Source organism: Pseudaquabacterium terrae, assembly GCF_013266755.1.
Lineage (GTDB): Bacteria > Pseudomonadota > Gammaproteobacteria > Burkholderiales > Burkholderiaceae_C > Pseudaquabacterium > Pseudaquabacterium terrae.
Window position 1 is genome coordinate 866,245 of sequence record NZ_JABRWJ010000001.1, and the last position, 24,791, is coordinate 891,035.

At 69.4% G+C, this 24,791-nt stretch carries 24 protein-coding genes; 16 read left to right on the plus strand and 8 right to left on the minus strand.

Annotated elements, in window-relative coordinates; translation table 11 throughout:
- Positions 1-13 precede the first annotated feature (13 nt).
- Positions 14-1,084: a Holliday junction branch migration DNA helicase RuvB gene (gene ruvB / locus HLB44_RS04010; RefSeq protein ID WP_173120792.1), complete on the plus strand. Its 1,071-nt coding sequence runs from the start codon at positions 14-16 to the stop codon at positions 1,082-1,084.
- 1 nt (position 1,085) lies between these two features.
- Here the strand turns inward: ruvB and HLB44_RS04015 are convergent, their stop codons facing one another.
- Positions 1,086-2,183, minus strand: coding sequence for a sterol desaturase family protein (locus tag HLB44_RS04015; RefSeq protein WP_173120794.1), 1,098 nt, complete (start codon positions 2,181-2,183; stop codon positions 1,086-1,088).
- Positions 2,184-2,441: 258 nt separating this feature from the next.
- Between HLB44_RS04015 and HLB44_RS04020 the strand changes: the two genes are divergently transcribed.
- The 6 genes from HLB44_RS04020 to HLB44_RS37740 are packed head-to-tail and all read left to right on the plus strand — an operon-like array spanning position 2,442 to position 8,800.
- Positions 2,442-2,870 carry a type IV pilin protein gene (locus HLB44_RS04020; RefSeq protein ID WP_173120796.1) on the plus strand — a complete coding sequence of 143 codons (429 nt, stop codon included), beginning with the start codon at positions 2,442-2,444 and terminating at the stop codon, positions 2,868-2,870.
- On the plus strand, positions 2,858-3,346 hold the full coding sequence (locus tag HLB44_RS04025; protein ID WP_173120798.1) for a GspH/FimT family pseudopilin: 489 nt from the start codon (positions 2,858-2,860) through the stop codon (positions 3,344-3,346). Before HLB44_RS04020 ends, HLB44_RS04025 begins: the two co-directional genes overlap by 13 nt.
- On the plus strand, positions 3,343-3,765 hold the full coding sequence (locus HLB44_RS04030) for a type IV pilus modification PilV family protein (protein ID WP_173120800.1): 423 nt from the start codon (positions 3,343-3,345) through the stop codon (positions 3,763-3,765). Before HLB44_RS04025 ends, HLB44_RS04030 begins: the two co-directional genes overlap by 4 nt.
- Positions 3,752-4,876 carry a PilW family protein gene (locus HLB44_RS38110; protein ID WP_173120802.1) on the plus strand — a complete coding sequence of 375 codons (1,125 nt, stop codon included), beginning with the start codon at positions 3,752-3,754 and terminating at the stop codon, positions 4,874-4,876. Before HLB44_RS04030 ends, HLB44_RS38110 begins: the two co-directional genes overlap by 14 nt.
- Positions 4,873-5,442: a pilus assembly PilX family protein gene (locus tag HLB44_RS04040; RefSeq protein WP_173120804.1), complete on the plus strand. Its 570-nt coding sequence runs from the start codon at positions 4,873-4,875 to the stop codon at positions 5,440-5,442. The genes HLB44_RS38110 and HLB44_RS04040 overlap by 4 nt, the downstream gene beginning before the upstream one ends.
- A gap of 46 nt (positions 5,443-5,488) precedes the next feature.
- A complete protein-coding gene (locus HLB44_RS37740) occupies positions 5,489-8,800 on the plus strand; it encodes a pilus assembly protein (protein WP_173120806.1) in 3,312 nt (1,103 codons plus the stop codon).
- Positions 8,801-8,815: 15 nt separating this feature from the next.
- On the opposite strand, the gene HLB44_RS04050 is transcribed toward HLB44_RS37740, so the two are convergent.
- The 6 genes from HLB44_RS04050 to HLB44_RS04075 all read right to left on the minus strand — a co-directional run bounded on the left by HLB44_RS04050 (position 8,816) and on the right by HLB44_RS04075 (position 15,331).
- Entirely contained in the window at positions 8,816-9,457 is a 642-nt protein-coding gene (locus tag HLB44_RS04050) for a histidine phosphatase family protein (RefSeq protein ID WP_173120808.1), read from the minus strand.
- A 138-nt stretch (positions 9,458-9,595) separates the two neighbouring features.
- Entirely contained in the window at positions 9,596-10,231 is a 636-nt protein-coding gene (locus tag HLB44_RS04055; protein WP_173120810.1) for a YbhB/YbcL family Raf kinase inhibitor-like protein, read from the minus strand.
- A gap of 22 nt (positions 10,232-10,253) precedes the next feature.
- Entirely contained in the window at positions 10,254-10,577 is a 324-nt protein-coding gene (locus HLB44_RS04060) for a DUF1840 domain-containing protein (RefSeq protein ID WP_173120812.1), read from the minus strand.
- Complete coding sequence (locus HLB44_RS04065) at positions 10,574-11,827, minus strand: SAM-dependent methyltransferase (RefSeq protein WP_173120814.1); 1,254 nt, start codon at positions 11,825-11,827, stop codon at positions 10,574-10,576. Before HLB44_RS04065 ends, HLB44_RS04060 begins: the two co-directional genes overlap by 4 nt.
- Before the next feature lie 103 nt (positions 11,828-11,930).
- A complete protein-coding gene (locus tag HLB44_RS04070) occupies positions 11,931-14,012 on the minus strand; it encodes an EAL domain-containing protein (RefSeq protein WP_173120817.1) in 2,082 nt (693 codons plus the stop codon).
- Positions 14,009-15,331 carry a cyclic di-GMP phosphodiesterase gene (locus HLB44_RS04075; protein ID WP_173120819.1) on the minus strand — a complete coding sequence of 441 codons (1,323 nt, stop codon included), beginning with the start codon at positions 15,329-15,331 and terminating at the stop codon, positions 14,009-14,011. The genes HLB44_RS04070 and HLB44_RS04075 overlap by 4 nt, the downstream gene beginning before the upstream one ends.
- Before the next feature lie 182 nt (positions 15,332-15,513).
- On the opposite strand from HLB44_RS04075, the gene pcaF reads away from it, so the two are divergent.
- Together pcaF and HLB44_RS04085 are read left to right on the plus strand one after the other, a co-directional pair.
- Entirely contained in the window at positions 15,514-16,719 is a 1,206-nt protein-coding gene (gene pcaF / locus HLB44_RS04080; RefSeq protein ID WP_173120821.1) for a 3-oxoadipyl-CoA thiolase, read from the plus strand.
- Positions 16,719-17,117 carry an MAPEG family protein gene (locus HLB44_RS04085; protein WP_173120823.1) on the plus strand — a complete coding sequence of 133 codons (399 nt, stop codon included), beginning with the start codon at positions 16,719-16,721 and terminating at the stop codon, positions 17,115-17,117. The genes pcaF and HLB44_RS04085 overlap by 1 nt, the downstream gene beginning before the upstream one ends.
- Before the next feature lie 8 nt (positions 17,118-17,125).
- On the opposite strand, the gene HLB44_RS04090 is transcribed toward HLB44_RS04085, so the two are convergent.
- Positions 17,126-18,022, minus strand: coding sequence for a helix-turn-helix domain-containing protein (locus HLB44_RS04090; protein ID WP_173120825.1), 897 nt, complete (start codon positions 18,020-18,022; stop codon positions 17,126-17,128).
- A gap of 176 nt (positions 18,023-18,198) precedes the next feature.
- Here HLB44_RS04090 and pobA point away from each other — a divergent pair, with 176 nt between their 5' ends.
- The 7 genes from pobA (at position 18,199) to HLB44_RS04125 (ending at position 24,788) form a co-directional block, all read left to right on the plus strand.
- Positions 18,199-19,368, plus strand: a complete 1,170-nt coding sequence (pobA, locus tag HLB44_RS04095) for a 4-hydroxybenzoate 3-monooxygenase (protein WP_173120827.1) — start codon at positions 18,199-18,201, stop codon at positions 19,366-19,368.
- 45 nt (positions 19,369-19,413) lie between these two features.
- On the plus strand, positions 19,414-20,586 hold the full coding sequence (locus HLB44_RS04100) for an ABC transporter substrate-binding protein (protein WP_173120829.1): 1,173 nt from the start codon (positions 19,414-19,416) through the stop codon (positions 20,584-20,586).
- A 130-nt stretch (positions 20,587-20,716) separates the two neighbouring features.
- Complete coding sequence (locus HLB44_RS04105; protein WP_173120831.1) at positions 20,717-21,421, plus strand: hemerythrin domain-containing protein; 705 nt, start codon at positions 20,717-20,719, stop codon at positions 21,419-21,421.
- An 80-nt stretch (positions 21,422-21,501) separates the two neighbouring features.
- Positions 21,502-22,374 carry a branched-chain amino acid ABC transporter permease gene (locus tag HLB44_RS04110; RefSeq protein ID WP_173120833.1) on the plus strand — a complete coding sequence of 291 codons (873 nt, stop codon included), beginning with the start codon at positions 21,502-21,504 and terminating at the stop codon, positions 22,372-22,374.
- A complete protein-coding gene (locus HLB44_RS04115) occupies positions 22,374-23,333 on the plus strand; it encodes a branched-chain amino acid ABC transporter permease (protein WP_173120835.1) in 960 nt (319 codons plus the stop codon). Before HLB44_RS04110 ends, HLB44_RS04115 begins: the two co-directional genes overlap by 1 nt.
- Positions 23,330-24,073: an ATP-binding cassette domain-containing protein gene (locus tag HLB44_RS04120; protein ID WP_173120837.1), complete on the plus strand. Its 744-nt coding sequence runs from the start codon at positions 23,330-23,332 to the stop codon at positions 24,071-24,073. The genes HLB44_RS04115 and HLB44_RS04120 overlap by 4 nt, the downstream gene beginning before the upstream one ends.
- Positions 24,074-24,086: 13 nt before the next feature.
- A complete protein-coding gene (locus HLB44_RS04125; RefSeq protein WP_173121331.1) occupies positions 24,087-24,788 on the plus strand; it encodes an ABC transporter ATP-binding protein in 702 nt (233 codons plus the stop codon).
- The last annotated feature ends 3 nt before the right edge of the window (positions 24,789-24,791 follow it).

Sequence of the window (24,791 nt, forward strand, 5' to 3'; positions counted from 1 at the left end):
GACAATCTGCTGTATGGGCATACAGACCGATCACTTCGAAGCCGCCCCCCCGTTGCCGCGCGTCGTCGGCGCCGTGCGCCAGTCGCCGCAGGAAGAAGCGCTCGAACGCGCGCTGCGCCCGAAGCTGCTGCAGGACTACATCGGCCAGGCCAAGGCGCGCGAACAGCTCGAGATCTTCATCGGCGCGGCCAAGAAGCGCAGCGAAGCGATGGACCACGTGCTGCTGTTCGGCCCGCCGGGCCTGGGCAAGACGACGCTGTCGCACATCATCGCCGCCGAGCTCGGCGTGGGCTTGCGCCAGACCTCGGGGCCGGTGCTCGAGAAGCCGAAGGACCTGGCGGCGATGCTGACCAACCTCGAGCGCAACGACGTGCTGTTCATCGACGAGATCCACCGGCTGTCGCCGGTCGTCGAAGAAATCCTGTACCCGGCGCTCGAGGACTACCAGATCGACATCATGATCGGCGAGGGGCCGGCCGCGCGCTCGATCAAGCTCGACCTGCAGCCCTTCACACTGGTCGGCGCGACCACCCGCGCCGGCATGCTGACCAACCCGCTGCGCGACCGCTTCGGCATCGTCGCGCGGCTGGAGTTCTACACGCCGGCCGAGCTCGGCACCATCGTCAAGCGCTCGGCGGGCCTGCTGAACGTGCCGATCCAGGCCGAGGGCGCGTTCGAGATCGCGCGCCGCTCGCGCGGCACGCCGCGCATCGCCAACCGGCTGCTGCGCCGCGTGCGCGACTATGCCGACGTCAAGGGCGAAGGCGTGATCACCCGCCCCATCGCCGACAAGGCGCTGAAGATGCTCGATGTCGACGCGGAGGGCTTCGACCTGATGGACCGCAAGCTGCTCGAAGCGGTGGTGCACCGCTTCGACGGCGGACCGGTCGGGCTGGACAACGTGGCCGCGGCGATCGGCGAGGAGTCGGGCACGATCGAGGATGTCATCGAGCCCTACCTGATCATGCAGGGCTTCCTGCAGCGCACGCCGCGTGGGCGCATCGCGACCCTGGCGGCCTACCGCCACCTCGGCTTGACGCCGCCACCGCGCAGCGGCGGCAACGGCAGCGGCGAGCTGTTCTGATCTAAGCCGGCTGCTGCGTGCGGGCCGGCGCGCCGGCCGCGGCGCTGCCGAGCCAGCCGACGAAGCTCATCCCGCCGAGGATGCCGGCAAAGGCCAGCAGCTGCGTCGACAGCGCCAGCGTGTGCGCGTTCCACAGCAGCAGCACGGTCGCGGCGAGCAGCGCGACGAACAGCAGCGTCGACACGCCCTTGGCCAGCGCCGAGGCCGGCGGATCGAAGCGCTGCACGGCGCGCAGGTCGAAGGGCCCCTTCGGATAGCGGCGCTCCAGGTCCGCCGGCCGCCAGCCCGGCGGCATGAACCACAGCTTGAGCTTGTCGGCCCAGCGCTGCGCGCGCCAGCTCTCCAGCGCCAGCGCGGCGTAGACCTCGAGGTTGGCCCACAGCGGGTTGTAGCTGCGCAGCGGCGAGCGCGTGCCGTAGACGCAGGGCTCGTCATCACGCTCGTCCTCGAAAGTGCCGAACAGGCGGTCCCAGAGGATCAGGATGCCGCCGTAGTTCTTGTCCACGTAAGGATCGTTGACCGCGTGGTGCACGCGATGGTTGGACGGCGAGCAGAAGACGCGGTCGAACCAGCCCAGCCGGCCGATCTGCTGCGTGTGCACCCAGTATTGATACAGCAGGTCGACCAGCGCGACGACGCCGAAGACCAGCGGCGGGAAGCCCAGCAGCGCCATCGGCAGGTAGAACACCCAGCCGGCGACCCAGTCGGTCGAGGTCTGGCGCAGCGCGGTCGACAGGTTGTAGTCCTCGCTCTGGTGGTGCACGACATGCGCGGCCCACAGCAGCGCGACGGTATGCCCGAGCCGGTGCTTCCAGTAATAGAGGAAGTCGTAGAGCAGCAGCCCGACGAGCCAGACCCAGATCGAGTCCACCGGCAGCTTCGTGATGGCCAGCCGCTCGAACGCCAGCGTGTACAGCCCGATCATCAAGAGCTTGGTGAACAGGCCGACAACCTGGCTGAGCATGCCCAGTCCGATGCTGGCCATGGCGTCGTGCAGGCGGTAGGTATTGCGCCGGCGCGCCATGCCGACCGCCCATTCCAGGGCAATCAGCGCCAGGAACACCGGCGTGGCCAGGACGATGATCTGGGCGTCTTTCATCGTTCTATTGTCTCCTTTGCCCACCCGCCGGCACAGGGACACTGGCGCCCAGCGGCCCCGTGCCAGCGACGCGCCATGCCGTTCGGCGCACGCCAGCAGCCGTCCGTCGGCGAGGAAACATCTGTTTGCCAGCGGGCCCTCAAGCCCGTGAGTTTTGCAGCCGATGCCAGAGGTCAGAAAGCGGAACATGGGTCTCGACGGACGCATGTCCGCCCCAATGCCGCCTTGGGTCGATGGCGGTCATCGGTGAAACGCAAGATGCCCACTCAACGCCTTCGTGGCTTCACGCTGATCGAGATCATGATCACGATCGCGATCCTCGCGATCATCACGTCGATCGCCATGCCGTCGTACACGGCCTACGTGATGCGCTCGCGCGTTCCCGCCGCGCTCGACGTGCTGAGCGGCTACACGACCAAGATGGAGCTGGCCTACCAGGACAGCGGCCGCTACGGCACCGCGGCCACCGGCTGCACCGCGGTCATCGCGTCGGTGCCCGAGTTCAACGCGACCTGCGTGCTGGCCGACGCCACCGGCCAAGCCTACACGGCCACGATGACGGGCCACGGCAAGATGGCCGGCTACACCTACTCGATCAATCAGATCGGCGCGCGCGTCACCAGCGCACACCCGAAGGGCTCCAACGCGACCTGCTGGACGATGAAGGGTGGGGCATGCGACATCTGAATCTTCCCGGCCGGGCAGCCGTGGCGCGCGGCCTGACGCTGATCGAGGTGATGGTCGCGCTGGTGATCGGCGCCTTGCTGCTCAGCGTGGCCGGACCGCACTTCGGTGACTTCATCGTCAACTCGCGGATGCGCGAAGGTGCGCACTCGCTGCTGGCGCATGCGCTGTACGCGCAGAGCGAGGCGCTCAAGCGCAATACGCCGGTGCGGCTGACGATCACTCCCGGTGGTGCCCAGGTCACGGTGGTCGCCGGCGGCGCGGTGCTGCGCACCCACACCCTGACGCACTCGCTGGTCGCCGACAACGGCACGATCGACTTCGCCGGCAATGGCATGCCGCAACCCTTGGGCACCGAATTGGCCGTCGACCTGAGCCACACCAACACCACCTGCACCCAGGACATGCGCTGCCCCGGCCTGCGCATCGACGGCGGCGGAGGCATGCGCCTGTGCGGCAACAAGCTGAGCTGCCCATGAAGCGCGCGCTCCGATCACAACGCGGCTTCGGCCTGTTCGACGGTCTCGTCGCGCTGTCGCTGCTCGGCTTCGGCATGCTGGCGCTGGTGCGCATGGAAACGCGGATGGCCGGCAATGCCAACGAGGCAACGCAGCGCCAGACGGCCTCGCTGCTCACCGACGAGCTGCTGATCGCGATGCTCGTCGACAACGGCAACGCCAATTGCTACACGCTGCCGGCTGCCGGCGGCTGCGGCAATGCCACCGCCCGGGCGAGCACCGATGCCTGGGCCGCGCGCGCGCTGGCCACGTTGCCGCACGCGACGAGCGCCACCAGCACGATCAACGCAGCCACCAGCCGCATCACGGTGCGGCTGACCTGGTACTACAAGGAAAGCGCGGAGACGCGCATGCACGAGGTGAGCAGTGACATCCGCTGAAGCTTCATTCCGGCAGCGGCGCGCCGCGCGCGGGCTGTCGATCATCGAGGTGATGGTCGGCCTGATCGTCGGTCTGCTCGTCAGCCTCACCGCGACCCGCAGCGCCCAGTTCTTCACCGCGACGCAGCGGCAGGGCGTCGCCGTCGGCGGCGGCAGCGCCAATGCCGCCTCAGCCCTCGCGGCGATCAAGGACGATGTCGCGATCGGCGGCATGGGCTTCTTCGTCGACGGCCGCTACCGCTGCGCGACCCTCAACATGAGCGTCGGCAACACCCTCGTGTCCAACGGCACGGCCTTCGCGCCGATGCAGGCCACGCGCGTCGGCAACAACGACGTGCTCGACGTCATCTACGCGAGCAACGTCGCCGCCGGCGCCTGGTCCGAGCTGAACACGGAGTCCGACGGCTCGACCGCGACGCTGAACTCGATGCTGCCGCTGACCGTGGCCCAGGACCCGGTGGTGCTGCTGGCCCGCAAGGTGGTCGACGTCACCGCTGCCAATCCGTGCCTGGTGCGCACGGCAACCGCGAACGTGATGCCGACGGCAACCGCGCCGCGACAGCTCGTGACCTTCGGCAACGCCGGCACGCACAACCAGGGCGTGTTCGCCAGCACGCCGGCGTTCAGGGAGCAGTCGCCCGTGGTCCTGCTGGGCAACCTGCAGTGGAATCGCTATGCGCTCAACGGCACCGACCTGCAGCTGACGCGACGGCTGACGGGCCAGACGGCGACTCTATTGCGCAATGTGATCGGCTTTCGCGTGCAGTACGGCGTGTCCAACGTCGGCTCGCCCTCGCTGGACGACTGGGTCCACGTCACCGAAGGCAGCTGGAACACCATCGACAACGCCAACATCGATCGCGTGCGTGCCGTGCGCATCGGGGTCGTGATGCGCAGCCCGCAGCGCGAGAAGCCCGAGGGCAGCAATGGCGAGTGCCTGACCTCGACCGCCAAGCCGCGGCTGTTCGACGGCGCCGATTCGGTCGAGATCGAGCCCGACGTCGCCGACTGGCAGTGCTACCGGTACCGCAGCGCCATTGTCATCGCCCCGCTGCGCAACCTGATCTCGGGCACGGCCACCATCAACTGGCCGGTCACGGTACTGCAATGAAGCATTCGACCTTCTCTTCCCAGCGCGGCGTCACGATGCTGATGGTGCTGCTGCTGATGTCCGCAATGCTGCTGGGCGCACTCGCCTTTGCGCGCATCACCGAGGCCGGCGCGCTGGTCAGCGGCAACGTGGCGACCAAGGAAGCCTCGCTGCATGCCGCCGAGGTCGGACGCGCGGCCGCCTATGCCCAGTTGGTGGCGCTGGTCGACAAGACCGCGGATACCGGCGGCTGGTACTGGGCCACGATGCAGCCGACAACCGCGACCAACGTACCGTCGACGATCAACTTCGACGGCGGCACGCCGGTGGTGGCCGGCGGTGTCGGCCGCTTCACCGTCACCTACGCCGTCGATCGCCTGTGCAACGTCAACGTGGTGAACGACTCGGCGCGCGAGTGCCTGGTGATGGTTCAGCCGCCGGATGCGACGAGCGGCGACCCGCAGGACAAGACCTACAACCCGAAGGACTACAAGGCCAAGGGGCCGCACCAGTACCGCATCACGGTGCGCGTGACCGACGCACGCGGCACGCAGACCTGGACCCAGTCGCTCACCACCGTCAACTGACGGCATCTTCGCCCGGCGCTGAACCTCCTGAACGGGAGACCTCTCGATGACATCCGCCCTCAAATTCGCCACCGCCGTCCTGGCGCTCGGCGGCCTGCTGTTCCAGGCCACCTCGCATGCCACGAACCTCGCCGAGCAGCCGCTGAAGGCCTCGGTGCTGGCGAAGCCGAACGTGATCTTCGCGATGGACGACTCCGGCTCGATGGATGCCGAAGTCCTGCTGAAGACTTACCAGGGCTGGTACTGGAGCAAGAACAGCTCGCCGGGCCCTTTCAACGGCACGGCGCTGCACAACACCAGCAGCAAGGCCTTCGCCTACCTGTTCCCGAACGGCGTCTCGCCGACGACCACACCCACCACCGACAACGGCATCAAGATCTACTCGCAGGCCAACGGCAGCAATGCCGGCCACGCGATCCCGCCGACCGCGCAGTTCGCGTGGGCACGGTCTAGCGAGTACAACCCGATCTACTACGACACGACCAAGACCTACAAGCCCTGGTCGCCGGCTTACATCAGCAGCGGGCTGACCTTCAGCAACGCCACGCCGACCGCCGCGAAGTCGCATCCCGTGCTCGGTTCGACGACGATGAACCTGACGGCCGACATCAGCTCGACTGACGACGAGTGGCGCTTCGCCTTCACCTACAACATGAAGATCCCAGCGGGTGCAACGAGGCTCTCCACCTCCACCCCCTACGCCGTCGCCAACGCCTGCGGAAGCGCCGACAGCACCTACACCGGCAGCAGCACTTGCTACGGCTCGATCAGCTACTACCCGGCGACGTTCTGGCGCAAGGAGGACTGCGGCACGGTGGACGACATCAGCTGCACCACCGCCTACGACGGCCAGAAACTCAAGCGCTACGAGATCAAGTCCGGCAACAGCTTCCCGTCCGGCCGCAGCTATACCGACGAGATGCAGAACTTCGCCAACTGGTTCCAGTACTACCGCAAGCGCAAGATGCTGATGGCCGGTGCGGCGGGCGCCGTGCTCGAGGACATCACAGGGCTGCGCATGGGGGTCGTCGCGTTCAACAACCAGGCGACACCGACGATGTACGACGCCGACAACAGCAGCGCGGCGAGCAACGCACGCAAGGTCGCCGGCATCTTCTATGGCGCGAAGGTCGCCGGCAGCACACCCACGCGCGGCACCTACAAGTACATCTACGACAAGTTCGACACCGACACCAACATCATCCAGTACGCCTGCCAGCGCAACGCGGCCTTCATCGTCACCGACGGCTTCGCGAACGATGGCGCACCGTCGATGACGGGCCTCCCGGCGGCGACGGCCACGGACTACGGCTCCACCGGTGCGCCGAAACCGTACCACACGACGCCATCCGGCTGGCTCGCGCACCAGGGGCTGGCCTACTTCATCCGACCGCTGCGTGCCAGCGGGGGCGGCGCGCTCCCCGCCGGCAAGGTGCCGCTGGGCAACCAGACCGTCACCAACCCCGACTCGAACCCCAACCTGCACCTCAACACCTACGCGATCACGCTCGGCATGACGGGCGAGATCTGGCCGGCCAACAGCACCCCCTTCACGACGCCGCCGAGCTGGCCCACGCCGGTCATCGACAGCGCGAAGATGATCGACGACCTCTGGCACGCGACGATCAACGGCCGCGGCCAGATGTACCTGGCGACCGACGTGCAGTCGGCGACGATCGGCATCCAGACGGCGCTGTCCGAGATCCAGAGCCAAACCGGCGCGCAGACCGCGGTGGCCGTCAGCACCTTCAACCTGCTGGCCGGCGATGGCCAGGCCTACGAGGCCAGCTACAACCCTGCCGGCTGGACCGGCGACCTGACGGCCAGCGCCGTCAGCATGACCACCGGCAACATCGCCACGGCACCGACCTGGTCCGCCGCGTCGGTGCTGAACGCGCGCAACTGGGCGACTCGGATCGTCTTCACCGCCGACGGCACTGTGAACGGCGGCCGGGCGTTCACCGAAGCCAACATCGGCGCGACGGTGAATCCCGACAGCGTCGCCTTCACCAACGCCGGCGTCGTCGACTACCTGCGCGGCAAGCGCACCGGCGAAGGCTCGACCTACCGCACGCGGCTGAGCCTGATGGGCGCGGTGATCAACGCCGAGCAGGTGATCGACAGCGGCGTGGCCTATGTCGCCTCCGGCGAAGGCATGCTGCATGCGTTCAACACCACCACCGGCGCCGAGGAATGGGCCTTCGTTCCTTATGGCGCGCTGTCGTCGATCGGCCTGACCGTGGAGCGCGCGTACGCGTTCAAGACCAAGCTCGACGGCACGCCGAACGTCGACAAGTACACCGATGCCGGCGGCAGGCTGCTGGTCGGCGGCATGGGCGCCGCGGGGCGCAGCTACTACGCGCTCGACGTCACGAATCCGAAGGGGCTGACCGAGGCGCAGGCCGCGGCACAGGTCAAGTGGACTTTCCCGTCGCCGACGCAGACGGCGTACCAGCCCTACGTCGGCTACACCGTCGGTCGGCCGCTGATCGTCAAGACCGCCGACGACGGTTACGTCGCGCTGGTCACCTCGGGCTACGACAACGGCTCGACGATCGGCGACGGCAAGGGCCGGATGTGGATGCTCAATGCCAGCACGGGCGCGGTGATCCGCGAGTTCGTCACCCCGGTCGGGACGACGGCTGCCGAGGCCGGCCTGAGGCAGATCGCGGCCTACCGCGAGGACACCGGCACCGCGCGTTATGTCTACGGCGGCGACCTGCTCGGCAACCTGTGGAAGTTCGACCTCAAGCTGGGCACGACCACACTGGTGGCGACCTTCAAGGACGGCGCAGGCAATACCCAGCCGGTCACCACCACGCCGGTGCTGACCGAGATCAACGGCAAGCCGGTGATCGTCGTCGGCACCGGGCGCCTGCTCGATATCACCGACTTCGGCAGCAGCAACGTACAGACCATCTATGCCGTCAGGGACACCAACGCCTCGTTGTCCAATGCCCGCAACAGCATGGCCGGACTCACGCACAACCTCGGCACCAAGGTGATCAGCGGCACCATCGACTGGGCGACCCAGCGCGGCTGGTACCTCGACATCCCGGCGGGCGAGCAGGTCAACGTCGATCCGAAGTACGCGCTCGGCTACGTCTTCGTCAACGCCAACGCGGCGGGCGGTTCGAACTGCGCGCAGAGCGCATCCAGCTACCGCATCCATGTGCGCGCGGTTTCGGGCAAGTCCGAGGTGCTGTCGACGACCAACAACGTGACGGCGTCGGAGATCGTGCAGCTCAAGGAAGGCGAGTTGATCATCTGGACGCGCAAACCCGAGCTCGATGACCGGAGGCCGCCCATCGTGAAGGTCTTCGGCCAGCGCAAGAACGCCTGGCGCGACATCCGCTGACCCGTCCGATCCGCGTCAGACCGACGCGTCGTCCCGCACCAGCACCTCGAGGTGCTGGTGGTCGTTCCAGCCGACCAGCACGAAGCCCTGCGCCGAGTGCAGCAGCCGGTTGATCGCCGCATTGCCGAGCTGCCAGGTGCGCGGCGCCTGCAGCTCGATGCGCGTGGCGGCGCGGTACAGGCAGTCGAGCACGCCGCCGTGGGTGACCAGCGCGATGGTCTGGCCGGCATGGCGCTCGGCCACGCGCAGCGCGGCGGCGACGCTGCGCTCGAAGAAGTCGGCCAGCCGTTCGCCGCCGGGCGGGCCGAACTGCGGATCACGCGCGCGCCAGCGCTGCGCCATCTCGGGCCAGCGCTCGCCGATCTCGTCGTAGGTGTGGCCCTCGAGCACGCCGAAGCCGCGCTCGCGCAGCGTCGCATCGGTCTCGACGGCCAGGCCGAGCGGCCCGGCCAGCGCACGCGCGGTGTCCGCGGCGCGGCCCAGGTCGCTCGAGACCACCGTACTCAAGCCTTCATCGCGCAGCGCATCGGCCAGCAGCGCGACCTGGCGCCGGCCACGGGCGTTCAGCGGAATGTCGAGCTGGCCCTGCAGCCGCGACTCGGCGTTCCACGCCGTCTCGCCATGGCGGATCGCGACGATGCGTGTCGCGGCGCTCACTGCAACCCCTTGGCGCTGCGCGCCGTCCCCCGAGGGGAGCGTTCGCCCTTCGGGCGGCCGTGCGGGCTCACTGCAGCCCCTTGGCGCTGCGCGCCGTCCCCCGAGGGGAGCGTTCGCCCTTCGGGCGGCCGTGCGGGCTCAACGGCCGGCGCCGCGCAGTCGCGGATTCAGCGTGTAGGTGCCGGAATGGGTCGCCGTGTCGAGCACGTGGCCGGCCAGTGCCTCGCGCAGCTCGGCACCGGTGAAGGCGCCATCGACCGCCAGCCGGTCGACATCGACCGCGTAGAGCGTGAAGACGTAGTGGTGCACCAACGAATCGTTGAACGGCGGAAACGGCCCGTCATAACCGAAATAGGAGCCGGCCATCTGCGCATCGCCGGCGAACCAGCCGGTGAAGTCGTTGAGGCCCTGGCGCGCGCCGTGCGCCGCCGCCGGGCCGGGCTTGCCGCGCGCGCTGAAACCGCGGCTGAACTCACCTTCGGCGATCGACGCCACCGAGGTCGGCAGGTCGACCAGCAGCCAGTGGAAGAAGTCCACCCGCGGCAGGTCGGCCGGCACTTCGCGATCGCTCTTGTTGACGTCGTCGCCCTTGCTCGGTACGTCGAAGTCGTGGCACACCAGCACCAGTGACTTCGTGCCCGCGGGCAGCTCGCTCCACGCCAGGTGCGGGTTCAGGTTGTCGGAGAAGGTCGGCCCGCCGGGGCCTGGCTTGCCGGCCGCGCAGCGTTCGGGAATGGCCTCGCCGTTCGGCCAGCTGTCGCTCCACAGTTTCATCGCTCGTTCCTCGACACGGGGTTCAGACTCCCCAGGTGATCGGCTCTTTCGCCGCGCGCGCTCGCCGCAGCATCTCGACCATCGGCCACAGCCGCTGGCGCGGCGTGACGCCTTCGCGCGGCGGCAGCGTCTCGCCCTTGGCGGCGGCTTCGGCTTCGGCTTCGATGCGCGCGGCTTCGTCGGCGGCGATCGTGCGCTCGATCGCGGCGATGGCCTCGGCCATCACGGGCGGCTCGATGATGCCCTTGGGCGCCGGCTCGCGGCCGATCGCGCGCAGCAGCGCATCGCCGTTCGGCTCCAGCATGATGACGTCGCCGGCGGCTTTGCTCTTGAACTTGTAGATCATGGCCGGTAGACGTGACCGCGTTGGAAGGGATAGGCCGATTGTGCGCCGCGCATCGGTCCGTCGGCGACCGCCCCGCTCGGCCGCGAGGCGAGCACCTGGTGCAGCGAGATCCAGCCTTGCTCGAAAGCCATCGCGCAGCCGGCGAGGTAGAGCCGGTAGGCCCGCACCACCCGCTCGCTGGTGATCTCGCGCGCATGGGACAGCTGCGCTTCGAGCCCGTCGGACCAGGCCCACAGCGTGCGCGCGTAGTGCGGCCGCAGGTTCTCGACGTCCAGCGCCTCCAGGCCGGCCTCGGACAGCTCGCGCAGCACGTGCGACAGGTGCAGCAACTCGCCGCCGGGGAAGATGTAGCGCTCGATGAAATTGCCCATGCCGGCGCCGAGCTGGTGGTTCGTCGTGCCGCCGGCGGTGATGCCGTGGTTCATCAGCAGGCCGCCGGGCCTTAGCAGCCGCTGCAGCTTCTCGAAGTAGGTCGGCAGCAGCGGGCGGCCGACGTGCTCGAACATGCCCACCGAGGCGATCTTGTCCCAGGGCTCGTCCTCGGGCAGCGAACGGTAGTCGAGCAGCTCGATGTGCACGCGGCCGGTCAGGCGGCGCTCGGCGATCAGCTTCTCGACATGGGCATGCTGGTTGCGCGACAGCGTGATGCCGGTGGCGCGCACGCCGTAGTGCTGGGCCGCCCACAGCAGCAGGCCGCCCCAGCCGGCGCCGACGTCGAGGAAGCGCTCGCCCTCGCGCAGCATCAGCTTGCGGCAGATGTGATCGAGCTTGGCCTCCTGCGCGCGCGCCAGCGTCATCGTCGGCTCGCTGTAGTAGGCGCACGAATAGACGCGGCGCGGGTCGAGCCAAAGCGCGTAGAAATCGTCCGAGACGTCGTAGTGGAACTCCACCTGGCGGGCATCGGCCTCGGCGGTGTGGCGGGCAAGCGACTTGCCGCGCCGCATCAGCCCGCGCCACCAGCGCCACGGCCCGTGCTCGACACCGCGCGTCGGGTCGCCGCCGACCAGCGCGGCAATCGCGCTCATCAGGTCGCGCATGCTGCCGTCGAAGTCGGCGCGGCCCTCGACGTAGTCTTCGGCGAGCTTGCCGACCTGGCCGGCCGCGACGTGCGCCAGCGAGCGCATGTCGTTGAGCCGGATCGTCACCCGCGCGTCGGCACTGCCGATGCGTTGCCCGCCGGGCAGCACCAGCGCCGCCGGGGCGCCGAGGTTGTCGAACTTGTCGCGGAGGATGGCTTCGAGTGCGGGCATGTCGAACGGCAGCCGTGACGGTCCGGTCGACTCTAGAAAAATTCGCCGGGCCTCGCAAGAAGCGAGCAAATTGCGCGCCCGGCAAGCGGCGCGCCCGGCCGGCTCAGCGGGCAACCAGGCTCAAGTGCCCCTTGGTGGTCCGCGGCCGCCCGCGCACCCGCTCGTCGAAGCTCAGCGCATCGAGCGCCGGCGCGTACAGGAAGCCCTGGAACTGGTCGCAGCCCGCCTCGACGAGGAAGTTGCGCTGCGGCTCGGTCTCCACGCCCTCGGCGATGACCTTCATGCCGAGCGCGGCCGACATCTGCACGATCGCGCGCACGATGCCGGCATCGCTGTCGTCCTGCGGCACGCCCTGGATGAAGCTGCGGTCGATCTTCAGCCGCTCGATCGGAAAGCGCTTCAGGTAGGCGAGGCTCGAGTAGCCGGTGCCGAAGTCGTCGATCGCCAGCCGCACGCCCAGCTGAGACAGCTGGGACAGGCGCGCCAGCGCCTCGTCGGCATCGTGCACCAGGATCGATTCGGTCAGCTCCAGCTCGAGCAGCGAGCCGGGCAGGCGGTTCTCGCGCAGCACGTTGCCGACGCGATCGATGAAATCGGCCTGCTGGAACTGCAGCGCCGAGACGTTGATGGACACCGGCATCAGCAGCCCCTCGGCGCGCCAGCGCGCGGCCTGGCGCACCGCCTGCTGCAGCACCCAGTCGCCGATCGCGACGATGAAGCCGGTGTCCTCGGCGACGGGGATGAATTCGCCCGGCGACACTTCGCCCAACTCGGGGTCGCGCCAGCGGATCAGCGCCTCGGCGCCGATCACGGCGCCGGTGCGCATGTCCAGCTGCGGCTGGTACTTCAGCCGGAAGCGGTTCGAGGCCAGCGCCTGGCGCATCGCGTGGTCGAGCCGCATGCGCTGGCGCAGGTCGGCGTCGTGGTGCGGCTGGTGGAAGCGGAAGCCCGCACGGCCGCCCTGCTTGGCGCGCTGCATCGCCGTCTCGGCGTGGCGCACCAACTCGTCGCCGTCCTCGCCATCGGTCGGGAACAGCGCGACGCCGACCGAGCAGGTCATCGTGAACTGCAGGCCGTCGACGGCGCAGGGCCGCGAGATCGCCTCCAGCACGCGCTGCGCGGCGGCCTCGGCGCCGCGGTGGTCGACGCGCTGCACCACCAGCGCGAACTGGTCGCCGCCGATGCGGGCGACCGAGTCACCCTGGCGCAGGCAGGTCTTCAGCCGCTCGGCGGTGTCCAGCAGCACGTGGTCGCCGATCTCGTGGCCGAGGCTGTCGTTGATCTGCTTGAAGCGGTCGAGGTCGAGGATCAGCAGCGCCAGCGTGCCGTTGGCGCGGCGCGCCTGGCGCATCGATTCGGCCAGCGTCTCGCCGAGCTGGCGCCGGTTGAACAGACCCGTCAGCACGTCGGTCGTCGACAGCGTGTTGATGCGCTGGCTGGCGGTCTCCAGCTCGGTGCGGTCGCGGAAGGCCCAGACGCGGCCGCTCGGCCGCCCCTGGCTCGCCTGCGGTTGCGTCACGCGTTCGAGCACGCGGCCGGACAGCAGCTCGATGCGCTCGTGCGCCTGCATCAGCGTGGCTTCCTGGATCGCCGCGAGGCGGCGCTGATACGTTTCGCCGTCGCACACGCTGCGCCGCATCCAGTCGTAGACCGCGTCGTCGTTGCGCTGCGTCAGCAGTTCCTCGGGCACGCCCCACAGCTGCGCGAAGCGGCGGTTGAAGGCGGTGATGCGGCCAGCCAGGTCGGTGACCAGGATGCCGTCGCCGGTGGATTCGAGCGTCGCGCGCAGCTCGGCGAGCAGCGTCTCGCGCTCGTCCTGCTGGCGCTGCGCCTCGGTGCGGTCCTGCACCGTGACGAGCAGGCAGCGCTCATCGCCGGTCAAGGCCTGGATGCGGCGGCTGACCTTGACCAGCCGCCCGCTGGCATGCACGAGCACGGTGTCCGATTGCAGCAGGCCGGCATCGCCCGCACGCACCCCATCCCAGAAGGCCAGGTCTTCGGGCGTCGCGATCAGCTGCGCGGCCGGGATGCCGACGAGCCGCTCGCGCGCCAGCCCGAGCAGCTCGACCGCCGCGCGATTGGCTGCCAGCACGTTGCCGCTGGCACCGTCGACCAGCCAGGCGGCATCGCCCAGGGCGTCGATCAATTGCGCCCAGGCGGCGCAGGCAGGAGAGCCTTCGGTCACGCAGCGATTTCCTCGCGCAGCGCGGGCAAGGCGGTGGGGTTGGTCAGGGCCGGCTCGAAGAAGTAGACGACGCGCTGGCGCGGCGACAGGTAGTTCTGAACCGCAATCGGCAGCTGCGAGGGCTTCAGGCTGCGCCGGATCCCTAAGTCGGTGGACTCTTCGAGGTTCAGCAGCAGCGCCTCGTCGACCGGCACCGCCGCATCGCAGACCAGCACGCGCGGTTTGAGCGGGCGCGACGAGTTGACGCTGATCACCGTCGCGTAGCGGTCGTCGGTCAGCTGGACCATCGAGCCCGGCGGGTAGACGCCCATCATGCGGATGAAGGCGTTGAGCATCGTCGCGTCGAACTTCGACTTGGCCTGCGCGAAGATCAGCGACAGCGCCTCGTGCGGCGTCAATGCATGCGAGGCCACTGCCGGGTTGCACAGGTTGTCGTAGCGGTTGACCAGCGCGACGATGCGCGCGCCGGCGCTCATGCGCTCGGTGTTCAGCTTGCCCGGGAAGCCCGAGCCATCGGCCATCTCATGGTGCTGCGCCAGCACCGTCATCGCGCCGGGCGTCAGGCCCATGCGCTGGCCGTGCGTGATGCCGTGCGCCACGTGCTCGCGGTACTGCGCGTTCTCGGCGGCGGTGAACAGGCCATCGGGCAGGCGCAGGCGTTCCGGAATCTCGAGCTTGCCGATGTCGTGCATCAGCGCGCCGACGCCCAGGTCCATCATCTCGGCCTCGCCGAAGCCGAACACCCGGCCCATCAGCAGCGAGATCACCGCGACGTTCAGTGCATGCGCGGCGTTGCGGTCGCCGGGCGCCTCGGCGAGCACGCGGATGCACAGCTCGCCCTCGATCATCATCTTGTCCAGCAGCGCGCGCGTCAGCGCCTCGGTGGTCTCGCGCGAGCCTTGCGGCAGCGCCAGCACCTGCTCGGCGGCGATGCGCCAGGCCTGGCCGGCCTCGGCGTACTGTGCGGCGCAGAGGCGGTCGGCCTCACGCTGCGCGGCCAGTGCGGCGCGGCGGCGCGCGGCGTCGGCCTCGGCGGCGGCGCTGGCCGCGGCATCGGCCACCGCTTCGGCCGCCTGCAGCTCCGACGGCGTGCCGGTGCCGAGCGTCGAGGTGGTGAACTGGGTCGTCGGCGCCTCGGGCTGGCGGCTCTTCTCCGGGCTCCAGCGCAGGCGCTTCAGCCCCAGGCCGCGGATCGTCGCGATCTGCTCCTGCGAGCTCAGCATGAAGCTCGACAGCGCGAACGGGTGCGCCCACCATCCGAGATCCAGATGGATGAACATGCCTACGCGCAGATTGTCGATATCGATGGTCGACGACATGGTCAAAGGTCCCGGCTGCGGGTTTTCCCCGCTCAGGAACAACTTCGGCACCAGCGCGGGGAAACTTGAAACAAGGCGCGCCTGCGAGACAGCCCCGCGGCGAAGCGGGCTCCTAGAATCGTTCGATTCGTGAACTGCTTCACCGATCACCACCCGCCGCCGCGGGCCCCGGAGTCAACGTCATGACGACCCAAGCCTTCATCTGCGATGGCGTGCGCACGCCTTTCGGCCGTTACGGCGGCGCGCTCGCCACGGTGCGCACCGACGACCTGGCGGCGATCCCGATCCAGGCGCTGATGGCCCGCCATCCGAACCTCGACTGGGCCGCGCTCGACGACGTGCTCTACGGCTGCGCCAACCAGGCCGGCGAGGACAACCGCAACGTCGCGCGCATGGCCGCGCTGCTGGCCGGGCTGCCGCAGGCGGTGCCGGGCGGCACGATCAACCGCCTCTGCGGCTCGGGCCTCGACGCGCTGGGCAGCGCCGCGCGGGCGATCAAGGCCGGCGAGGCGCAGCTGATGATCGCCGGCGGCGTCGAGAGCATGAGCCGCGCGCCGTTCGTGATGCCGAAAGCCGACAGCGCGTTCAGCCGCAACAACGCGGTCTACGACACGACGATTGGCTGGCGCTTCGTCAACAAGCTGATGAAAGAACGCTACGGCGTCGACTCGATGCCCGAGACGGCCGAGAACGTGGCCACCGACTTCGGCATCCAGCGCGAGGCGCAGGACCGCATGGCGCTGGCCTCGCAGCTGAAGGCCGTGGCGGCACAGAAGGCCGGCTTCTTCGATGCCGAGATCGTGCCGGTGACCATCCCGCAGAAGAAAGGCGAGGCCCTCGTCGTCAAGCAGGACGAACATCCGCGCGAGACCTCGCTGGAGGCGCTGGCGAAGCTGAAGGGCGTGGTGCGCCCGGACGGCACCGTGACCGCCGGCAATGCCTCGGGCGTCAACGACGGCAGCTGCGCGCTGCTGGTGGCAAGCGGTGCCGCCGCCTCGCGCCATGGGCTGACGCCGCGCGCCCGCATCGTCGGCATGGCCACCGCCGGTGTCGCGCCGCGCATCATGGGCATCGGCCCGGCGCCGGCGACGCAGAAGTTGCTGGAGCGCACCGGCGTCTCGATCGCCCAGCTCGATGTCATCGAGCTCAACGAAGCCTTCGCCGCGCAAGGCCTCGCCGTGCTGCGCCAGCTCGGAATTGCGGACGACGACCCGCGCGTCAATCCGAACGGCGGTGCGATCGCCCTCGGCCACCCGCTGGGCGCCAGCGGCGCGCGGCTGGCGACGACGGCCGTGAACCAGCTGCACCGCAGCGGTGGGCGTTATGCGCTGTGCACGATGTGCATCGGCGTCGGGCAAGGCATCGCTGTCTTGCTGGAGCGCGTCTGATGAGCGCTGCACTCACCTATCTGGTGCTCAGCGTCGCGCTGTGCTGGCTGATGCTGATCGCCGCGAGCATGGTGCGCTCCGAAGGCTGGACGCCGCGCGGCCTGCTGAAGGCCTTCGGCAACCGCGACGACCTGGGCGAGGCGAGCGCGCTCGCTGGCCGCATGGACCGCGCGGCGAAGAACATGCTGGAGAACCTGCTGCTGTTCGGCCTGCTGGTGCTGGCCGCGCAGGCCGCCGGCAAGGGCGCCGATCCGCGCGTCGCCACCGGCGCGATGCTGTTCTTCTGGGCCCGCCTGGCCTACGCGCCGCTGTACTGGGCCGGCGTGAAGTTCCTGCGCACCGCCGTCTGGGCGATCGGCGTGATCGGCATGCTGATGATCGGCGTGGCGCTGGTTTAGGGGCTGGTCTAGCGCAGCGCCTGCGCGCGCCACGCGGTCGGCGTCAGCCCCGCTTCGCGCTGGAAGAAACGCGTGAAGTAGCCGGCATCGTTGAAGCCGAGGCCGAGCGCGATCTGCTTGATGCCGAGCGTCGTATAGGCCAGGTCGCGCTGCGCTTCGAGCATCAACCGGCTGTGCAGCACGCCGAGCGCCGAGTGGCCGAGCACCTGGTGGCAGGCGCGGTTCAGCTGCGTCGGGGTGATGCCGAGCTGGCGCGCCAGCGCGCTGAGCGTCGGCTGCTCGCGGAATTGCGCTTCGACCAGCGCGCGAAAGCGCTTGACGTGGCTGAGTGCGCGTTCGCCAGCCGCCTCGGGCGCCGTTTGATCGCCCATCGGCAAGGCGCGGCCGAGCTCGACCGCCAGCGCCAGCAGCGCGGCGTCGAGCTTGAGATCTCGCCACGGCGCGGTGCCGAAGAATTCCTCGCGCACCGCGGCGACAGCACCCGCCACCGCCTTCGCGCCCGCTGAGCGCCGCTGCCAGGCCAGCGTCTGCGAGCGCATCACGCGCGCGGCCAGCGTGCCGGCGCCGGACAGCAGCTGCGCCAGGTGGCGCTCGAGCACCGTGATCACCGTGCCGTCGATGTCCTCGTCGAAGCGGAACCCATGCGGCGCGAGCGCGGCGACCGTCAGTACGCAGGGACCCTCGAGGCGTTCGGTGGCGCCTTCGAGCAGCGCCTCGGCGCGGCCGCCATGGATGTGCAGAATTTGAAAGAGCGACTCGTGCCGGTGCGCCTTGATCTCCCAGGCGTGGCGCTGGCTGCGCTCGCGGATCGTCTCGCAATGCAGCCAGTCGGTGGCCTGTGTGCGGCCATGCTCGCCATAGAGCGCGTAGGTCGGCAGGTTGGGCGCGGGGCTCGGGCGGGTCATCAGCGCCCGCCCGGCCGCCCGAAGGGCGCTGAGCGCCCCTCGGGGGCAGCGAACGAAGTGAGCTTGGGGCCGACCATGACGTTCGAATTGTGCAAGTCTTCGCGTTTTCCGTCCATTGAGGCGCGGGCCGGGCGGGCCTACCCTTGAGGTGCATCAAGACGCACGGAGACAAACCCATGAGAACCCAGGTCGCGATCGTCGGCGCCGGCCCCGCCGGGCTGCTGCTCGGCGCACTGCTCGCGAAGTCGGGCATCGCCAACGTGATCATCGAGCAGCGCAGCGCCGACTACGTGCTCGGCCGCATCCGCGCCGGCGTGCTGGAGCAGACCACCGTCGACCTGCTCGATGCCGCCGGCGTCGCGGCGCGGGCGCACCGCGAAGGCCTGCCGCACGACGGCATCGACCTGTGCTTCGGCGGCGAACGCCACCGCATCGACCTGCACGCACTGACCGGCAAGCGGGTCATGGTCTATGGCCAGACCGAGGTCACGCGCGATCTGATGGAGGCGCGCGCCGCGGCCGGCCTGCCGACGATCTACGAGGCCGAGGACGTGCAGGTGCACGGCTTCGACGGCGCGCAGCCGCACGTGAGCTACCGGCGCGACGGCGTCGAGCAGCGCATCGAGGCCGACTTCATCGCCGGCTGCGACGGCTTTCACGGCGTCTGCCGCGCCAGCGTACCGGTCGCGGCGATCACGCTGCACGAACGCGTCTACCCGTTCGGCTGGCTCGGCCTGCTGGCCGACGTGCCGCCGCTGCACCACGAGCTGATCTACGTCAGCCACGAGCGCGGCTTCGCGCTGTGCAGCCAGCGCAGCCATTCGCGCAGCCGCTACTACCTGCAGTGCGCGCTCGACGACCGCGTCGAACGCTGGAGCGACGACGCGTTCTGGGATGAGCTCAAGCGCCGCCTGCCCGCGGCCACCGCCGCCGAGCTGACCACCGGCGCGTCGCTGGAAAAGAGCATCGCGCCGCTGCGCAGCTTCGTCGCCGAGCCGATGCGCTTCGGGCGCCTGTTTCTCGCCGGCGACGCCGCGCACATCGTGCCGCCGACCGGCGCCAAGGGCCTGAACCTGGCCGCCAGCGACGTCGGCTTCCTCTGGCAGGCCTTCGACGAGCACTACCGCGGCAGCGCCAGCGGTCTCGATGGCTACTCCGACCGCGCGCTGCACCGCGTCTGGAAGGCCGAGCGCTTCTCGTGGTGGCTGACCTCGCTGATGCACCGCTTCCCCGATGGCGGGACCTTCGGCGCGCGCATGCAGCAGGCCGAGCTCGAGTACCTGGTCAGCTCGCGCGCGGCGATGACGGCGCTGGCGGAGAACTACGTGGGCTTGCCGATGGTGTGATCGGGCATCATCGCCGTTCCCCCAAAAGCGAACGGAAGACACGCCATGCATCGCACGCTCAAGCTCGTTCTATCCGCAACCGCAGCCGCCATCGCAGCGGCCGCCGCCTTCACCGCCCACGCGCAGCAGCCGCCGCTGAAGGTCGGCCTGATGCTGCCCTACACCGGCACCTTCGCGGCACTCGGCAACGCGATCGAAAACGGCTTCAGGCTGCACGTCGCCGAGCAGGGCGGCAAGCTCGGCGGGCGCGAGATCCAGTTCTTCAAGGTCGACGACGAATCCGATCCGTCCAAGGCCACCGACAACGTCAACAAGCTGATCAAGCGCGATGCGGTCGACGTGATCGTCGGCACGGTGCACTCGGGCGTCGCGCTGGCGATGGCGCGCGCGGCCAAGGAGAGCAATACGCTCCTGATCGTGCCGAACGCCGGCGCCGATGCGATCACCGGTGCGCAGTGCGCGCCGAACATCTTCCGCAGCTCGTTCTCGAACTGGCAGCCGGGTTACGCCACCGGCGTGGTCGCCGCCGGCAAGGGCTACAAGCGGGCGATGACGATCACCTGGAACTACGCCGCCGGCAACGAGACCGTCAAGGGCTTCACCGAGGCCTTCGAGAAGGGCGGCGGCAAGGTCATCAAGGACCTGTCGCTGCCGTTCCCGAACGTCGAGTTCCAGGCCCTCTTGACCGAGATTGCCGCGCAGAAGCCCGACGTCGTGTTCGCCTTCTTCGCCGGCGGGGGCGCGGTCAAGTTCGTCAAGGATTACGACGCCGCGGGCCTGAAGAAGACGATCCCGCTGGTCGGCTCGGGCTTCCTGACCGACGGCACGCTCGAAGCGCAGGGTGCTTCGGCGCAAGGGCTGATCACCGCGCTGCACTACGCCGACAACATCGAGACGCCGCGCAACGAGTCCTTCCGCAAGGCCTATGCGCTGGCCTACAAGGCCAATGCCGACGTCTATGCCGTGCAGGGCTACGACGCGGCGCAGATGCTCAACGCCGGCCTGATCGCCGTGAAGGGCGACTTCAGCAAGCGCGACGCGCTGCAGCTGGCGATGCAGAAGACCATCGTCGGCAGCCCGCGCGGCAAGTTCGCAATCTCGACCTCGCGCAACCCGGTGCAGGACTTCTACATCCGTGAAGCCAAGGGCCACTACAACGTGGTGACCGGCGTGGCGGTCAAGCAGCTCGCCGATCCCGGCCGCGGCTGCAAGTCCTGATGCCGGACCCCCTGGCCCTGCGCGCCAGGGGGCGATGGCTCCTTCGGCCGATGCCGCGCGGCGTCCGTTTCCCGACACTGCCTTCCATGCGCCGGACTTCCCGTCCGGCCACCAGAAGGACAAAAAGTCGATGGACCCGAACGCCACCCTGCCGCCCGGCACGCGCCGCCAGCCGCGCTACGACCTCTACACCGCCACGCACCGCGCGCTGCGGCTGTTCATGACCGAGACGCTGGCGCGCGTCGGCCGGCTCGACGTCAACGACCGCCACGAGCTGACCACCGCGCTGAACGAGGTCGATGCGCTGCTGCGCCTGGCCCGGCTGCACCTGGCGCACGAGAACCAGTACGTGCACGCGGCGATCGAGGCCTGCCAGCCCGGCGCGACGCAGGCGATCGGCGAGGAGCACGTCGAGCAGATCGAGACCATGGACGGGTTGCACGCCGAGGCGCAGGCGCTGGCCAACCTGCCGACGACGCCGGCCGCGCTGCGCCTGTACCAGCACCTGGTGCGCTTCGTCGCCGAGAGCTTCGACCACATGCTGGCCGAGGAAACCGAGCTGAATCCGCTGCTGTGGTCGCACTACCGCGACGAACAGCTGCTGGAGATCGAGCAGCGCATCGCCGACGCGACGACGCCGACCGACCGCGCGCTGCTGCTGCGCTGGCTGGTGCCGGCGATCACGCCGATCGAGCGCGCCTGGCGCTTCGCGCAGCTGCAGCGGCAATTGAAGACCGCCGACTTCGACGCTGCGCTGGTGACCGCGCAGTCGGTGCTCGACGCTCGGGCATGGAACAAGCTGAAGTGGGCGCTGGGCTTGAACGCCGTGGCCTGAGCTCCTCGGGCTGACCCGCGCCCTTCGAGCCGGGTGCGCGGCCGATAATCCGCGGCCGCTGCAACCAGGCCCGCTCGCCCTTGGACCTCGCCACCTTCGCCGTCCAGTGCCTCAACGCCGTCCAGTACGGGCTGCTGCTGTTCCTCGTCGCCTCGGGGCTGACGCTGATCTTCGGCATCATGGGCGTCATCAACCTGGCGCACGGCAGCTTCTACATGCTGGGCGCCTACCTGGCGTTCTCGCTGTCGCCCCTCTTCGGCCAGCACTTCGTCACGATGCTGGTCTGCGGCACGCTGCTGGCGGCGCTGTTCGGCTACCTGCTCGAATGGGCCTTCTTCAGCTACCTCTACCAGCGTGAGCACCTGCAGCAGGTGCTGATGACCTGGGCGCTGATCCTGGTGTTCGAGGAAGCCCGCTCGCTGCTGGTCGGCAACGACGTGCACGGCGTCAAGGCGCCGGACTGGCTCTCGGGCAGCATCGCGCTCGGCGAGCTGATGACCTACCCGGTCTACCGGCTCTTCGCGTCGGCGGCCTGCATCGTCATCGGCGCGGCGCTGTACTTCGTCGTCAACCGCACGCGGCTGGGCATGATGATCCGCGCCGGCGCCAGCAACCGCGACATGGTGCGCGGGCTGGGCATCAACATCACGCGGCTGTACCGCATCGTCTTCGCCGGCGGCGTCGCGCTGGCCGCGCTGGCCGGCATGATCGCGGCGCCGATGTCCAGCGTCTATCCCGGCATGGGCTCGCACGTGCTGATCATCTGCTTCGTCGTCGTCGTGATCGGCGGCATCGGCTCGATCACCGGTGCGCTGGTCGCGGCGCTGCTGGTCGGCTTCGTCGACACCTTCGGCAAGGTCTTCTTCGCCGAGCTGTCGGGCATCGGCGTGTACGTGCTGATGGCGATCGTGCTGGTCTGGCGCCCGGAGGGCCTGATGAAGCGGGGCTACTGATGGCGCGCATCCCGTCCTGGCTGATGCCGACCGCCGCCGCGCTGGTCCTGCTGGCCGCGCAGCCGTTCCTGAGCTCGTACCTGCAGGACCTGGTGCTGCGCATCGTCACGCTGGCGATCTTTGCGCTGAGCCTGGAGCTGCTGGTCGGCACGACCGGGCTGGTCAGCCTGGGCCATGCGGCCTTCTACGGCATCGGCGCGTATGCGACGGTGATGCTGTCGCCGCCCGACGGCCCCGGCGCGATCGGGCTGCTGCTGCCGGCGGCCGCCGCTTCTGCGGCGCTGTACGCGGTCTTCGTCGGCGCCTTGAGCCTGCGCACCAAGGGCGTCTACTTCATCATGGTCACGCTGGCCTTCGCGCAGATGGCCTACTTCGTCTTCCACGACACCAAGTTCGGCGGCGGCACCGACGGCATCTACCTGAACGTGCGGCCGGTGCTGGCCTTCGGCGAGCGCGTGCTGCTGGACACCGACCACAAGCCGACGCTGTACTGGCTGGCCTGCACGCTGCTGATCGCCACCTACGCGCTGCTGGCGTTGATCCGCCGCGCACGCTTCGGCCATGCGCTGGCCGGCATCCGCGTCAACGAGCAGCGCATGCGGGCAGCCGGCTTCCCGACCACGCTGTACAAGCTCGCGGCCTTCGTGATCGCCGCTGCGCTGGCGGGTGTCGCCGGTTTCCTCGCCGCCACCAAGGACGGCGTCGTCAATCCCGAGCTGCTGTCCTGGCACGTCTCCGGCGAGGTGCTGCTGGTGATCATCCTCGGTGGCCTGGGCCACCTGCGCGGCGCGGTGCTGGGCGCGGTCGCCTTCGTGCTGCTGAAGGAGCTGTTGTCGACGCCGGCGCTGGCCGGGCCGCTGGCCGAGCGCTGGCAGCTGACGCTCGGCTTCACGGTGATCGCCTTCGTCGCGCTGCTGCCGAAGGGCTTGATCGGCCTGCTGCAGCGGAGGCACACGTGAGCACGGTGCTGGCCTGTGCCGGCCTGACGCGCCGCTTCGGCGGCCTCGCCGCGGTCAACGACGTGTCACTCGACTTCCGCCTCGGCGAGGTGCATGCGGTGATCGGCACCAATGGCGCCGGCAAGTCGACGCTGATCAACCTGCTGACCGGCGAGCTGCCGCCCTCGGCCGGGCGCATCACGCTCGACGATCACGACATCACGGCCTGGCCGCAGCCGAAGCGCGCGGCCGCCGGCATCGGCCGCAGCTACCAGCGCACCACCATCTTCGGCGAGTTCAGCGTCTTCGAGAACACGCGGCTGTGCGCGCAGGCCGCCTTTGCGCGCCCGTGGACCCTGTGGCAGCCGGCGATAGCGTGCAAAGACAGCGGCCAGGCGGCGCACGAGGCGCTGGCCGCCGCCGGCCTGAGCGCGCAAGCCGGGCAGCGCGCCGCCGCGTTGAGCCACGGCGCCAAGCGCCAGCTCGAGATCGCGATGTGCCTGGCAACACGGCCGCGCGTGCTGCTGCTCGACGAGCCGCTGGCCGGCATGGGCGCCGAGGAGACCGAGCGCATGCTCACGCTGCTGGCTGCCCTGAAGCCCGGCCACGCGATCGCACTGGTCGAGCACGACATGGACGCGGTGTTCCGCATCGCCGACCGCATCACGGTGATGGTCAACGGCCAGGTGATCGCGAGCGATGCGCCGGCGGCGATCCGCGCGAACCGCGAAGTGCAGGTTGCCTACCTCGGGGAACATTGACGTGGCTGCACCGATGCTGGCGGTCCAGGACCTGCACACCTACCTCGGCGACAGCCACATCCTGCGCGGCGTCACGCTCGAGCTGCCGGCCGGCGCGGCGCTCGGCCTGCTCGGCCGCAACGGCATGGGCAAGACCACGCTGATCCGCACGCTGCTGGGCTACGTGCGGCCGCGCGGCGGGCGCGTGGCGTGGTTCGGCGAGGACATCACCGGCCAGCCGCCCGAGCGCATCACGCGGCGCGGCATCGGCTACGTGCCCGAGGGCCGCGGCATCTTCCCGAACCTGTCGGTGCGCGAGAACCTCATCATGGCCGCGCGGCCGGCGGCCGACGGCGTGTCACCATGGACGCTGGAGCGGGTGCTGGCGACCTTTCCGCGGCTGGCCGAGCGCCTGTCGCACGGCGGCCAGCAGCTCTCCGGCGGCGAGCAGCAGATGCTGGCGATCGGCCGCGCGCTGATGACGCATCCGAAGCTCTTGATCCTCGACGAGGCGACCGAGGGCCTGGCGCCCTTGATCGTCGCCGAGATCTGGCGCGTGATCGCGCTGGTCCGCGCGTCCGGCCTGAGCACGCTGGTGGTCGACCGCAACGTCAAGGCGGTGCTGGCGCACACCGACCGCGCGCTGGTGATGGAGAAGGGCCGCATCGTGATGGCCGGTGAGTCGGCGGCGCTGGCCGCCGACCCCGCAGCGATGGCGCAGTACCTCGGCGTCTGAGCG